The 12,108-nt window shown below is 70.3% G+C and carries 12 protein-coding genes, 1 tRNA gene and 1 riboswitch; of the genes, 9 read left to right on the top strand and 4 right to left on the bottom strand.

What is annotated here, in order from left to right; all coding sequences use genetic code 11:
- Positions 1 to 306: 306 nt before the first annotated feature.
- Positions 307 to 527, bottom strand: a riboswitch (cobalamin riboswitch).
- Between the two features lie 19 nt (positions 528 to 546).
- The 3 genes from BW949_RS08095 to BW949_RS08085 form a co-directional block, all read right to left on the bottom strand.
- Positions 547 to 867, bottom strand: coding sequence for a DUF6525 family protein (locus BW949_RS08095; RefSeq protein ID WP_076364757.1), 321 nt, complete (start codon positions 865 to 867; stop codon positions 547 to 549).
- Positions 864 to 2,060 (bottom strand): GTP-binding protein, encoded by a 1,197-nt coding sequence (locus tag BW949_RS08090; protein ID WP_076364755.1) that lies wholly within the window; start codon positions 2,058 to 2,060, stop codon positions 864 to 866. The genes BW949_RS08095 and BW949_RS08090 overlap by 4 nt, the downstream gene beginning before the upstream one ends.
- Positions 2,061 to 2,294: 234 nt before the next feature.
- A tRNA-Thr gene (locus BW949_RS08085) sits at positions 2,295 to 2,369 on the bottom strand.
- Positions 2,370 to 2,474: 105 nt separating this feature from the next.
- On the opposite strand from BW949_RS08085, the gene BW949_RS08080 reads away from it, so the two are divergent.
- From BW949_RS08080 to yihA, 9 genes are all read left to right on the top strand, one after another.
- Positions 2,475 to 2,690: a hypothetical protein gene (locus tag BW949_RS08080; RefSeq protein ID WP_076364753.1), complete on the top strand. Its 216-nt coding sequence runs from the start codon at positions 2,475 to 2,477 to the stop codon at positions 2,688 to 2,690.
- Positions 2,691 to 2,802: 112 nt separating this feature from the next.
- Positions 2,803 to 4,071 carry a UDP-N-acetylglucosamine 1-carboxyvinyltransferase gene (gene murA, locus BW949_RS08075; protein WP_076364751.1) on the top strand — a complete coding sequence of 423 codons (1,269 nt, stop codon included), beginning with the start codon at positions 2,803 to 2,805 and terminating at the stop codon, positions 4,069 to 4,071.
- 192 nt (positions 4,072 to 4,263) lie between these two features.
- The gene (locus BW949_RS08070) at positions 4,264 to 4,740 is read left to right on the top strand and encodes a DUF2948 family protein (RefSeq protein WP_076364749.1); all 477 of its coding nucleotides are present in this window, start codon (positions 4,264 to 4,266) and stop codon (positions 4,738 to 4,740) included.
- Between the two features lie 131 nt (positions 4,741 to 4,871).
- Complete coding sequence (locus tag BW949_RS08065; RefSeq protein WP_076364747.1) at positions 4,872 to 5,324, top strand: rhodanese-like domain-containing protein; 453 nt, start codon at positions 4,872 to 4,874, stop codon at positions 5,322 to 5,324.
- Between the two features lie 337 nt (positions 5,325 to 5,661).
- A complete protein-coding gene (locus BW949_RS17160) occupies positions 5,662 to 6,255 on the top strand; it encodes a FeoA family protein (RefSeq protein WP_200805131.1) in 594 nt (197 codons plus the stop codon).
- Between the two features lie 246 nt (positions 6,256 to 6,501).
- Positions 6,502 to 7,362, top strand: a complete 861-nt coding sequence (locus BW949_RS08055) for a ChuX/HutX family heme-like substrate-binding protein (protein WP_076364745.1) — start codon at positions 6,502 to 6,504, stop codon at positions 7,360 to 7,362.
- Positions 7,363 to 7,688: 326 nt separating this feature from the next.
- Complete coding sequence (gene yidC / locus BW949_RS08050) at positions 7,689 to 9,680, top strand: membrane protein insertase YidC (protein ID WP_076364743.1); 1,992 nt, start codon at positions 7,689 to 7,691, stop codon at positions 9,678 to 9,680.
- Positions 9,680 to 10,441 carry an MOSC domain-containing protein gene (locus BW949_RS08045; protein WP_076364741.1) on the top strand — a complete coding sequence of 254 codons (762 nt, stop codon included), beginning with the start codon at positions 9,680 to 9,682 and terminating at the stop codon, positions 10,439 to 10,441. Before yidC ends, BW949_RS08045 begins: the two co-directional genes overlap by 1 nt.
- Positions 10,438 to 11,085, top strand: a complete 648-nt coding sequence (gene yihA / locus BW949_RS08040) for a ribosome biogenesis GTP-binding protein YihA/YsxC (protein ID WP_076364740.1) — start codon at positions 10,438 to 10,440, stop codon at positions 11,083 to 11,085. Before BW949_RS08045 ends, yihA begins: the two co-directional genes overlap by 4 nt.
- Before the next feature lie 183 nt (positions 11,086 to 11,268).
- Here yihA and BW949_RS08035 read toward each other — a convergent pair whose 3' ends face one another.
- Positions 11,269 to 12,006, bottom strand: coding sequence for an SDR family NAD(P)-dependent oxidoreductase (locus BW949_RS08035; protein ID WP_076364738.1), 738 nt, complete (start codon positions 12,004 to 12,006; stop codon positions 11,269 to 11,271).
- Positions 12,007 to 12,108: the final 102 nt, after the last annotated feature.

The following is a 12,108-nucleotide window of genomic DNA, read 5'->3' as shown; positions in this document are numbered from 1 at the left end:
CGTTCTCGAACGGGTGCCAGAAGGCCAAGAGAAGCGGCAGATCGCCGGGACGCTCGACATTCGTCTGCGGCGCATAGATCAGCTGGAAATGGGCCGCGGCAGCGCCGGGCAGAAGCGTGGCGCCCAGAAGGGCAAGAACGGCCGAAACCGTGCGGGTCTTTTGGAAGATCATGTCATCCTCTCTCACCGGCCCGGAATGACCGGGCACAAACGGAAAGGACAGCGGGGAGCGGCGCAGACGGAACAGGCCCCGTGCTGTGCCAGACGCACACCCCGGCGTCCGGTTGCATCGCGGCGCGCCTGGGGCGCGGCCACGAGTCCTCGGCAGGTTTCCTGGCTCGCGGGTCGTCGTTCCACCGACCTTCCCAGGGCCATGCAGGGCCCCAGTGGCTTCTTCGGTGTCACTCTCCGCTCACAGTTGCGGGGGCAGCTGCGGGTTCGGCGCCTGATGGCTACACCTCACCGCATTCCCTATTTCTTCGGGGCAGGTCTGAGCCCTGCACCGAACCGATGACGGCCCCATATCGCGCCGCGATCACCGCTTTGTCAATGCGCGCCCCGACCGACGGGGGAGCGGGCCGCCTTGGGGACCGGCGCAGCACCGCCCTGCCCCACGGCCCCCTTCCCCGCCCAACCGCCTTCGCGGGCCAGCGTGCGGGCCTCGGCCGCGGCCAGACGGGCCAGGGCAGCCTCCTCGCAGCCGGTTTCGGCCAGCGCACGGGCCCAGATCCGCGCCACCGAGGCCGCCGACCAGGGCAGCACCGCCTGCGCCACCCAGGCGCGCGCGGGCGCGGGCAGCCGGTCATGCGCCGCCATCGGGTTCTCGCGGCGGCGCGCGCGCAGACGGGTCGACAGATTGCGCCTCATGCGGCGCGGCCCCAGTGCGGGAACGGGTCTTCAAGCTCTTGCCAGGCCTCGGGGGCGAAGGTCGTCTCGGGCACCAGGCAGCGCTCCAGCATGCTTTCGATGCGGGCGCGGTTCATCGTGCCCAGCATGCCGATGAAGACCATCTCCTGTCGGCGGTCGCCGAATTCCTGCGCCACTTTCGCGGCCATGCGCTCGCGCGCCTCCTCGGGCCAATGCTGCTCGGGCACCGCCGCCCACCACAGGCCCAGCCCCTTCACCTCGAGCATCGGACCCGCGACCGAGAATTCGCCCGCCCAATCGGGCCGCGTGGCCAGCCAGAAATGCCCCTTGGCCCGGATCACCCCCGGCAGCGGCGTCTGGAAGAATTCGGCCAGTTTCGCGGGCTGGAACGGCCGCTCGGCGCGATAGACAAACGAGGTGATCCCGTATTCAGCGTCTTCGGGCACGTGATCGGCAAAGCCGTAAAGCTCCTGCATCCAGGTGGGATGGCGATGCGCCGCCTCGAAGCTGAACCGGCCGGTGCCGAGGATCTCGCGCGGGTCGACCCGGCCGTGGTCGGTCTCGATGATCTTTGCATCGGCATTGAGCGCGCGCAGGATGGCGCGGGCATTGGCCAGCTCCTCGGCGCTGGCCGAGGACACCTTGTTGAGCACGATCACATCGGCGAATTCGATCTGATCGGTGAGCAGCTGCACCAGGGTGCGCCCGTCCTCGGGGCCCAGATCCACGCCGCGGTCGGCCAGGAAATCCTGCGCCGAGAAGTCGCGGGTCAGATTGGCCGCATCCACCACCGTCACCATCGTGTCGAGCCGCGCGATATCGTCCAGCGCGGCGCCCGCGTCGTCGCGGTATTCGAAGGTGGCCGCGACCGGCAGCGGCTCGGAGACGCCGGTCGATTCGATCAGCAGATAGTCGAAGCGCCCCTCCTCGGCCAGGCGCCGCACCTCGACCAGAAGATCGTCGCGCAACGTGCAGCAGATGCAGCCGTTGGTCATCTCGACCAGCTTTTCCTCGCCCCGCGTCAGACTGGCGCCGGCGCGCACCAGATCGGCGTCGATGTTCACCTCGGACATGTCATTGACGATCACCGCCACCCGCATCCCCGTGCGGTTGGACAGGACATGGTTGAGAAGCGTGGTCTTTCCGGCGCCGAGAAAGCCGGACAGGACGGTGACGGGCAAACGGTCGGCCATGGAGATCTCCTGTAATAGTATAACAAATGTTATAAGATAACAAACGCCGGATGCAAGAGAGCATCCCGCCCCAACGCCCAGAAGCGCGGCACCGGATCTGGAAGGACGGAAAATCGGCAAGGTCGGCGATGACAGCGCCGGAGAAGACCAACCCCCGAACCACGGCAACCGCCCTCAGCCAGCGCGCAAAGCACCGGGAGAACCCGCATGGTCATGTCGATATGAGAGGGAGGATGGTGCTGCGAGAGAGGATTGAACTCTCGACCTCTCCCTTACCAAGGGAGTGCTCTACCACTGAGCTACCGCAGCGCCGGCGGACCGTGTTCGGCCTGATGGGCGGGGATTTAGACGCAAAATTCGGGGGGTGCAAGCGCAAATCTGGACGCATCTGCATGATCGGAGTAAACCCGCCTCATGACGGAGACGGGCAAGGGGCCGGAGGGGCCGAAAACCGCAGGCGCACGCGCCCGCGAGGACAGGTTGAAGGCGGCGCTGCGGGCCAATCTGCATCGCCGCAAGGCGCAGGCGCGCGCGCGGGCGGGCGACGACGGCGGCAAGAACGCCGGCGACACCTCCCCGAACGGGGTCGAACCGCCCCCTGCCCCGCCCCGTTCCGCACCGGACAGCTGAGGCGCCGCGGGTCGGGCGCGCCGCGCGACATGCGGCCGCAGCCCCGGCGCCCCCCGCACAGACACCCAACGGCCGCGGCCCCTGCCGCGCGCCCAACGCAGGACAGGCAGGCATGGATTCGATCATCGTCACCGGGGGCGGCCCCCTTAACGGCCAGATCCCGATCGCGGGGGCCAAGAACGCCTGTCTGGCGCTGATGCCGGCCACGCTCCTGTCCGAGGAGCCCTTGACGCTGACCAATGCGCCCCGGCTCTCGGACATCCGCACGATGACCGAGCTCTTGACCAGCCTCGGCGCCGAGGTCGCCGGCCTTCAGGGCGGGCAGGTGCTGGCGCTGTCGTCGCATGCGCTGACCAACCACACCGCCGAATATGACATCGTGCGCAAGATGCGGGCCTCGATCCTGGTGCTGGGGCCGATGCTGGCGCGCGACGGCCAGGCGGTGGTCTCGCTGCCCGGCGGCTGTGCGATCGGCGCGCGCCCCGTGGACCTGCACCTGCGCGCGCTCGAGGCGATGGGGGCCGAACTCGACCTGCGCGAGGGCTATGTGCATGCGCGCGCGCCGCGAGGGCTGCGAGGCGCGGTGGTCGACTTCCCGCTGGTCTCGGTGGGGGCCACGGAAAACGCGCTGATGGCGGCGACGCTGGCGCGCGGCACGAGCGTGCTGCGCAATGCCGCGCGCGAGCCCGAGATCGTGGATCTGGCGCGCTGCCTGCGGGCGATGGGCGCGCAGATCGAGGGCGAGGGCAGCTCCGAAATCACCATCGAGGGGGTCGCGCGGCTGCATGGCGCCACCCATCCGGTGGTGACCGACCGTATCGAGCTGGGCACCTACATGCTGGCCCCGGCGATCTGCGGCGGCGAGGTCGAATGCCTGGGCGGGCGGATCGAACTGGTCGGCGCCTTCTGCGAGAAGCTCGACGCGGCCGGCATCTCGGTCGAGGAAACGCCCGCGGGCCTCAAGGTGACGCGCCGGAACGGCCGGGTGCGCGCGGTCGATGTGGTCACCGAGCCCTTCCCCGGCTTCCCCACCGACCTTCAGGCGCAGATGATGGCGCTTCTGGCCACGGCCGAGGGCACCTCGACGCTGGAAGAACGCATCTTCGAGAATCGCTTCATGCATGCGCCCGAACTGGCGCGGATGGGCGCGCAGATCGAGGTCCAGGGCGGCACCGCGCGCGTGCACGGGGTCGAGCGGCTCAAGGGCGCGCCGGTCATGGCGACCGACCTGCGGGCCTCGGTCTCGCTGATCCTGGCCGGTCTGGCCGCCGAGGGCGAGACGCTGGTGCGCCGGGTCTACCATCTCGACCGCGGCTATGAGCGGGTCGAGGAGAAACTGGGCGGCGTCGGCGCCCGGATCGAGCGCATCCACGGCGACTGACCCCGCCGGGCGGGCTGCCCCGCCGGGCGCGCGTCGGTTTGGGCGGGCTTCCAATCGGGGGGCCCTGTGCTTATCTCGAAGACGAACGGCAGGCGCGCGGGCCGCGGGCGCCCGCCGGTCCGGGGGGGAAAGGCTCCACGCCCCCCCCTGGCCCCACCGCGGCGCGACGCGAGAGGACGGAAGAGACAGACCATGACCGATGCCCGGTTCCAAGATGGCGCCCCCGAAGCCCTGAGCCTGCGCGCCGAGACCCCCGAGGATCTGCCCGTGATCGCCGCGCTGTGCCAGGATGCCGTGCTGAGCCAGGCCGACATGCGCTTTGACCGCAGCGGGCGGCATTTCGCGCTGGTGATGAACCGCTTTCGCTGGGAGCATCAGCGCCCCACCCGCACCCCTGCACCTGCCCCCACACCCGAACGCGTGCGCACGCTTCTGGTGATCTCGGATGTGACGGGGGTGGCCAGCCAGGGGCTAGACCGCACCGCACGCGACCAGATCCTGTCGATCCTCGACCTGAGCTGGGAGGCCGGCCCCGACGGCACCGGCCAGATCCTGATCACGCTGGCGGGCGACGGCGCCATCGCGGTGCGCGCCGAATGTCTGAATGTCGATCTGCGCGATGTCAGCCGCCCCTGGCCCGCGCGCGCCACGCCCCACCACCCGGACTGATCCCCCTTCGGCGACGGCGGCCAGCCCGGTTTCGGGATGGGGTGCGCAAAGTGGCCGCGGAGACGCGGGCCGCGAAGGCGCCTAGAAGTCGGGCGCGGGGTGCGCGACCCCCGCGTGATGGAGATCTTCCCATGTCCGACCTGACCCTTGATCTGCCCGAGCTTTGCCCGCGGTCGTCCTTCCGGGCGCTCCTGGGCGATGCGCTGCTTGTCGATGTGCGCGACCCGCACGAAATCGCCGCCCTCGGCTTTGGCGATTGCGATGTGCTGGCGATCCCGATGACCGAGATCGCCCGGCGCTGGGAGGAAATCCCCCGCGACCGCCCGGTGATCGTGGCCTGCGACACCGGCGCGCGCTCGCGCATGGTGGTCGAGGCACTGATGCGCCAGGGCTTCGAGAATGTGGCCAACATGCGCCACGGCCTGGCGAAATGGGTATCCAAGGGGCTGCCGGTGACGGGCGCGGCCGCCGCTGCGGTGGGCGAATCGGGCTGCGGCTGCGGCGGGCACGATCATGCGGGCGGCGGCTGCTGTGGCGGTCACGGCCATGGGCATGAGCATGGAGGCGGCTGCGGCTGTCACTGACAGGCCGCGCCCGGCGCCGGCGCAATCAGGCAGGCGTCGGGGCAAGCGGGCACCGGGCGTCACGGGGCACCGAGCTTCGCGGGGCGCCCGCAAAGCCTGCGTAACCCGCACGGCCCGCGACCTTTTTGGGCAATGTCCCTGCCCGAAGGCGGGCTTCGGGGCTTGCGGCCCAAATGTCGCAGGTCTATTTCTTGATGAAATAGATCAGCAAATGCAGCTTGATCGGGCGGCCGGTCTCCGGTGATCTGGATCAAGGCCCGCAGGGACCAGGGACGTCAATTCTCGCGCCAGAGCAATTCCCGGCTTCTCTTGCCGGAACGGCGCGGCAGGAGGGCACATGAAACGCGGCATCTTCTCGGGGCGTGGACGCGGGCGCAAGATGGGGCGCGGGCCGATGGAGGCCGGCGCCGAGGCCGACGCGCTGACCGACGGCGTTCTGGGCGGCTGGCGCACCCGGCTGCGCAAGGCGCTGCCCATGGGCACCGTGGCCGCCGCAGCCGCCACCGGGCCGGGCCCCGACGCCAGCCACGGCATGGGCCACGGCATGGGCCACGGCGGCCCGCACGGCAAGCGCCGGGCGTCGTCGCAGGGCCATCACACCGGCTGCAAGGTTCTGGACGACGATCTGCCCGTTCTGCATCAGGGCAAGGGCAAGCATTGCGCGGGCTCGGGCCAGCGGTGCGGCTGCGCCCCCACCAGCCGCGCCCCCAACCTCGACGAAGCCCCGATGGGCGCGCATTGCCGGGTGCTGCGGCTGGTCGGCTGCGGCGCGGTGCGCCAGCGGCTTCTCGATCTGGGCCTCCAGCCCCGGCGCGATGTCCATGTGATCCGCGCCGCCCCCCTGCGCGACCCGATCGAGCTGCGCGTGGGCGACACCTTCATCGCCCTGCGCCGGCGCGAGGCCGCCCAGGTCGAGATCGAATTCCTCTGACGGCGCGGGCGCTGCCGGCCTCCGCGTAATGGCCCCTGCATCACGGGTCTCCACATCACCGGATCCGGATCATCCGGGCGCGCGCCATCTCAGCGGCGCGCCCTGTCGTGCGGCGGGCCCGCCGCAACCTCTGCCACCCGCGCGCGCCCGGCGGGTGGTCTGCCCTGCCCCCTTCTGCCCGCCTCTTGCCCTTCCCCGGCAGGGGGCTACAGTCGCGCCCGACCGCTTCAGACGAAAGGCCCGCCCATGACCGCGCCCCGCCCCACCCCCGAGACGATCCGCGCCGAACGTGCCGCCGCCCCCACCGCGCGCGAACGCGACTTTGCCGATGGGCTGGGGATCACCGAGGCCGACCTTCTGGCCGCGCATCTGGGCCCGCATGACGGCACCACGATCACCCGCATCCAGGCCGATCCGGCGCGCATCCTGGCGGCGCTGGCGCCCTATCCGTCGATCATGGGGCTGACGCGCAACGACATCGCCATTCTCGAGATCACCGGCCATTACCGCGACGGCGACGGCCGCGTGGGCATCGACATCACCCCCGACCATTGGGTGCATGGCTTTGCCATGACGCGCACCGTCTCGGGCGGGCTGCGCCGGTCGCTCCAGATCTTCGATGCCGCGGGCGAGGCCGTGCACAAGGCCTTTGCGCTGGAAGGTTCCGAGGCGCCCGGCTGGGACGAGATGGTCGCGGGCCTGGCCCTGCCCGAACAGAGCGACCTCTTCACCCCGGCCGCGCCCCCCGCGGGCGGCATGGCGGGCCGGGACGCCGCGGGGGCCGCGCGCGAGCTTGCCCCCGGCGCCTTCGAGCGGCTGATGCGCGGGGCGGCCGAGGCGGCCGTGCCGGTGCGGCTGCGCGTGACCAACCGCGGCTGCGCGGCGGAATATGAAGGCCCGATCGTCAAGACCGCCACCTATGGCCCCTATTGGAACGTGCTCGATCCGGGCCTCGAGATGCATCTGCGCACCGATCGTCTGGCGCGGATCGCGCAGATGCCCGACGGCGCGGTGCTGGGCCTCGATGCGGCCGGCGCGACGGTGATCGAACTGGCGGGCACCGACGCCGCGGGCTGGGCGGCACTTCTGGACGCCGAGCCCGCCTGACGCAGGGCCTGCGCGCCCCTCTTGCCGTGGTGCAAGCCCCGGCGCGCGCATGGTTTTCGCCCCGCGCGCGGGCGGCCAGGCGCTGTCCCCGCCCTGCCTTGTGCCCGCCACGCCCCTTGCGCGGGCCGCAGAGTGCCCGCCGCCAAAGGGGACGTCACAGGAGCCGCCGCAGAGGGCACCGCGGGGGGCACCACAGCGGCGCAGGCAGGGCGAAATCCCCCCGCCTGCGGGCCTGTCACGCAGGGCCCGCGGGGGAAAACCGCTTGACCTTTGCCCCCCCCTTCTATTGAACCTGCGCCCAAATCCTTCAGGCAACGGCGGTCCCCATGGACGATCAGAACAAGAATCTCATCCTTGCGAGCGTGCTGTCCTTTCTGGTGATCCTGGTGTGGTACACGTTCGTGTCCCCGCCGGAAGCGCCCGAGGCGCAGGCACCCGGGATCGAGGCCAGCACCCCGGCCGAGGGGCTGCTGCCGCCGCCCGCCGCCGCCGCGCCCGATGCTGCCCCGCAGGTTGCCGCCCCCGCGGCCAGCCCTGCCGCCGCAGCCGGCGTGGCCAGCGCCGACCGCGTGCAGATCGACACGCCGCGGCTTTCGGGCTCGATCTCGCTGGCGGGCGGGCGCATCGACGACCTTTTGCTGCTCGACTACAAGGAAACGCTCGACGCGGGCTCGCCCGATGTGCGCCTGCTGGCGCCGGTGGGCGCCGCGGCCGACGATCACGCCTATTACGCCGTCTACGGCTGGCTTCCGGCCGGCGGGATGGACCCCGCGCTGGTGCCCGATGCGCGCACGATCTGGTCGGTCGAATCAGGCGACGTGCTGGCGCCGGGCCAACCCGTCACGCTGCAATGGGACAATGGCGCGGGCCTGATCTTCCACCGCCAGATCACGGTCGATGACAATTACCTGTTCACCGTGACCCAGAGCGTCGAGAACCGCGGCACGACCCCGGTGCGGCTGGCGCCCTATGGCATCGTGGCCCGGCACGGCAAGCCCGAGGGCCAGTCCTTCTACGTCCTGCACGAGGGCGCGGTGGGCATGGCTGACGGCGAGCTGGACGAGCTGAAATACAAGAACATCGCCAAGCTGGACCCGGTCCCGCGCGAAGGCATGGCCGAGATCCGCGACGTGACCGAGAACGGCTGGATCGGCTTCACCGACAAATACTGGATGACGACGCTGGTGCCCGAGCCGGGCCAGCCCTTCACCTCGGTGGTCAAATACGCCCCCGCCGCCGACATCTATCAGGCCGAGGCGCGCCTTCCGGTCATGGACGTCATGCCCGGCGGCACGGTCGGCGCGACCACGATGCTGTTTGCCGGCGCCAAGGAATGGCAGACCATCAAGGATTACGAGACCAACCTGGGCATCGACCGTTTCATCGACTCGATCGACTGGGGCTGGTTCTTCCCGCTGACCAAGGGGATGTTCTGGATCCTGCACCATCTCAACCAGCTCTTCGCCGGCTATGGCCTGCCGGGCGCGATGGGCTGGGCGATCATCGGGCTGACCATCCTGATCAAGCTGGTGGTCTTCCCGCTGGCCAAGACCTCGTATGTGTCGATGGCCAAGATGAAGGAAATCCAGCCCGAGATGGAGAAGCTCAAGGAGCGCTGCGGCGACGACAAGCAGCGCCTCCAGATGGAGATGATGGCGCTCTACAAGCGCGAGAAGGTCAACCCCGCCGCGGGCTGCCTGCCGATCTTCTTACAGATCCCGATCTTCTTCTCGCTTTACAAGGTCATCTTCGTCACCATCGAGCTGCGCCACGCGCCCTGGATCGGCTGGATCCATGACCTGTCGGCGCCCGATCCGACCTCGATCCTCAACCTCTTCGGGCTGCTGAACACGCCGGTGCCGGACCCCAGCTCGTTCCTGCACATCTTCTCGCTGGGCATCTTGCCGATCATCCTGGGGATCTCGATGTGGCTTCAGCAGAAGCTGAACCCGACGCCGACCGACCCCACCCAGGCCGCGATCTTCGCCTGGATGCCCTGGGTGTTCATGTTCATGCTGGGAAGCTTTGCCTCGGGTCTGGTGATCTACTGGATCGCGAACAACATGATCACCTTCATCCAGCAATACACGATCATGACCATGCACGGGCATCGGCCGGATCTGTTCGGCAACATCTTGGCCAGCTTCTCGCGCAAGCAAGCCGCCGCGCCCGCTAACGCGCCCAAGCCCGTCAGCACCAAGGCCGCGCACAAGGCCGACACCGCCAAATCCGGGGCGGCCACGCCGGCCGAAGGCAAGCCCGCGGCGCGGCCGTCGAAATCCGGCCGTGCGGGCAATTCGCTGCGCGACAAGAAGTGATGGCCGCCACGCTGGCCCGGATCCTGCGCCATCCGATCAAGTCGATCGGGGTCGAGGAGATCGCGGACGCCTCCCTCGCCGAGGGGGGCGTTCTGCCGTTTGACCGGGCCTGGGCCGTGGCCCATGCGGCCGCGACATTCGACGGCGACCCGCGCGGCTGGGCGCCCAAGTCGAATTTCCTGCGCGGAGCCGCGGCGCCCGCGCTGATGGCGGTGCGCGCGCGCATGGAGGGCGGGCGGATCGCCCTGAGCCACCCCCGCCGCCCCGCGATCACCATCGCCCCTGCGCAGGCCGCCGACCGCGCCCGGCTGCTGGACTGGCTGGCCCCGCTCTGGCCCGAGGGGCGCCCTGCCCCGCGCGATCTGGTGCCCGCGCCCGCAGGTCAGGCGCTGAGCGATGCGCGCGCGCCCTGGCTGTCGATCCTGTCGCTGTCCTCGAATGCGGCCCTGGGCCGTGCGATGGGGCGCGATCTGTCGATCCACCGCTGGCGCGGAAATCTCTGGATCGAGGGCTGGCCGGAAGACGCCGAACGCGCCCTTGGCGCGGGCACGCGGCTGCGCGTGGGGGGCGCGATCCTCGAGGTGGCCCGGCCCATCACGCGCTGCCGGGCAACCTGCGCCGACCCCGAAACCGGCGCGGAAGCAGGCGACACGCTGGCCGCGCTTCAGGCGCGCTTTGGCGACCGCGACTTCGGTCTTTACGCCGCCGTCCTGAAGGGCGGCCCCATCCGCCGCGGCGATCCCATAGAGGTTCTGGCATGATCTCCTATCCCCTGGCCCCCGAGCCCGACGACATCGCCCGCGAGGCCGGGCGCAAGCTCTTTGCCGCCGAGGTCGAGTTCCTCAAGGGCGTGGTGGCGATGGACGGGCTGCCCCCCGACGACCGCCCCGAGGTCTGCTTTGCCGGACGTTCGAACGTGGGCAAGTCCAGCCTGATCAACGCGCTGACCGGACGGCGGCAGCTGGCGCGGGCCTCGAACACGCCCGGCCGCACCCAGGAGATCAACTTCTTCACCACCCGCGGCGGGCCCTATCTGGTGGACCTGCCCGGCTATGGCTATGCCAATGCGCCGCTGGGCGTGGTCGAGAAATGGCAACGCCTGCTCAAGGATTATCTGGCCGGACGCGCCACCCTGCGCCGCGCCTTCGTGCTGGTGGACACCCGCCACGGCATCAAGCCGGTGGACGAGGAAATCATGACCCTTCTCGACCGATCGGCGGTGACCTTTCAGGTGGTGATGACCAAGGCCGACAAGCTGACTGCCGCGGGCTGCGACAAGACGCTGGCGCAGGTGCGCGAGAAGCTGGCCCGCCACCCCGCCGCCTATCCCGAGATCGTGATGACCTCATCAGAAAAGGGACAGGGTCTCGAGACCTTGCGCGCGCTGATCGCCGGGATCGGCTGAGGCGCCCGCCGCCCCGCCCCGACGCCACGGCCCGCCCCGACGCCCCGCCGCCGGGATCGCCCTGCGCGCGGGCGCGGTGGCGATGGACGGTCTGCCCCGATCAGCCCAGGGCTGCCCGTCCCGGGCCCCCTGCGAACCTGCACAAGGGTGTTGGCCCCGAGGTGCTGGCCCCGGGGAGCCGGCTCAGACGTGCTGGCCGCCGTTCACCTCGATCTCGACGCCGGTGACATATTCGCTTTCGGGCGAGCACAGGAACCAGATCACGTCGGCCACCTCGCGCGGCTGGCCCAGACGGCGCAGCGGCAGGCCCTCGACGATCTTCTCGGTGCCGGGGCTCAGGATCGAGGTGGCGATCTCGCCCGGCGCGATCGCGTTGACGCGCACGCCCAGCGGCCCGAAATCATGCGCCATCTCGCGCGTCAGCGCCGCCAGCGCCGCCTTCGACGTGGCATAGGCCGCGCCCGCGAAGGGGTGCACCCGGCTGCCCGCGATCGAGGTCACGTTGACCACCGATCCGCGCGCCGCGGCCAGCTCGTCCTTGAGCCCGCGCGCCAGCACGATCGAGGCGAAGAAGTTGACGTGGAACACCTGCCCCCAGGTCTGGAGGTCGGTGTCGATGGAATTCAGCCGGCTGCCCCCCGGCCCCTTGGGCGAGATGCCGGCATTGTTGACCAGCGCATGCAGCTTGCCATTGAGCCGCGAACGGATGTCCGCGACCGCCTCGATGGTCTTCTGCGCGCTCGACAGGTCGAGCTGGATGTGATCCTCGCGGCCGCCGCCCCAGGGGCATTCCTCGGGGAAGGCCTGGCGCGAACAGGTCACGATGCGCCAGCCCTCGCGCGCGAAGCGCTTGACCGTGGCATGGCCGATCCCGCGGCTGGCCCCGGTCAGCAGCAGCACCTTGCGATCATCTCCGGCCATGGCGGTCTCCTCTGGTCCCGTTCCGGTTCCAGCTAGCGCATCTGGCGCCAGACGCAAGCCGGGCGCGAAGATGCCGCAGCCGCCTCTTGGCAGGGGGGGCCG

Source organism: Phaeovulum vinaykumarii (genome assembly GCF_900156695.1).
Taxonomy (GTDB): Bacteria; Pseudomonadota; Alphaproteobacteria; order Rhodobacterales; family Rhodobacteraceae; genus Bieblia_A; species Bieblia_A vinaykumarii.
This window is presented reverse-complemented; position numbering and strand designations above follow the sequence as displayed.

What these genes read in the sequence shown, in the direction of transcription:
- BW949_RS08095 (WP_076364757.1), bottom strand. Translation starts at nt 867, where the DNA reads ATGAGGCGCAATCTGTCGACCCGTCTGCGCGCGCGCCGCCGCGAGAAC.
- BW949_RS08090 (WP_076364755.1), bottom strand. Translation starts at nt 2,060, where the DNA reads ATGGCCGACCGTTTGCCCGTCACCGTCCTGTCCGGCTTTCTCGGCGCC.
- BW949_RS08080 (WP_076364753.1), top strand. Translation starts at nt 2,475, where the DNA reads ATGACGGAGACGGGCAAGGGGCCGGAGGGGCCGAAAACCGCAGGCGCA.
- murA (WP_076364751.1), top strand. Translation starts at nt 2,803, where the DNA reads ATGGATTCGATCATCGTCACCGGGGGCGGCCCCCTTAACGGCCAGATC.
- BW949_RS08070 (WP_076364749.1), top strand. Translation starts at nt 4,264, where the DNA reads ATGACCGATGCCCGGTTCCAAGATGGCGCCCCCGAAGCCCTGAGCCTG.
- BW949_RS08065 (WP_076364747.1), top strand. Translation starts at nt 4,872, where the DNA reads ATGTCCGACCTGACCCTTGATCTGCCCGAGCTTTGCCCGCGGTCGTCC.
- BW949_RS17160 (WP_200805131.1), top strand. Translation starts at nt 5,662, where the DNA reads ATGAAACGCGGCATCTTCTCGGGGCGTGGACGCGGGCGCAAGATGGGG.
- BW949_RS08055 (WP_076364745.1), top strand. Translation starts at nt 6,502, where the DNA reads ATGACCGCGCCCCGCCCCACCCCCGAGACGATCCGCGCCGAACGTGCC.
- yidC (WP_076364743.1), top strand. Translation starts at nt 7,689, where the DNA reads ATGGACGATCAGAACAAGAATCTCATCCTTGCGAGCGTGCTGTCCTTT.
- BW949_RS08045 (WP_076364741.1), top strand. Translation starts at nt 9,680, where the DNA reads ATGGCCGCCACGCTGGCCCGGATCCTGCGCCATCCGATCAAGTCGATC.
- yihA (WP_076364740.1), top strand. Translation starts at nt 10,438, where the DNA reads ATGATCTCCTATCCCCTGGCCCCCGAGCCCGACGACATCGCCCGCGAG.
- BW949_RS08035 (WP_076364738.1), bottom strand. Translation starts at nt 12,006, where the DNA reads ATGGCCGGAGATGATCGCAAGGTGCTGCTGCTGACCGGGGCCAGCCGC.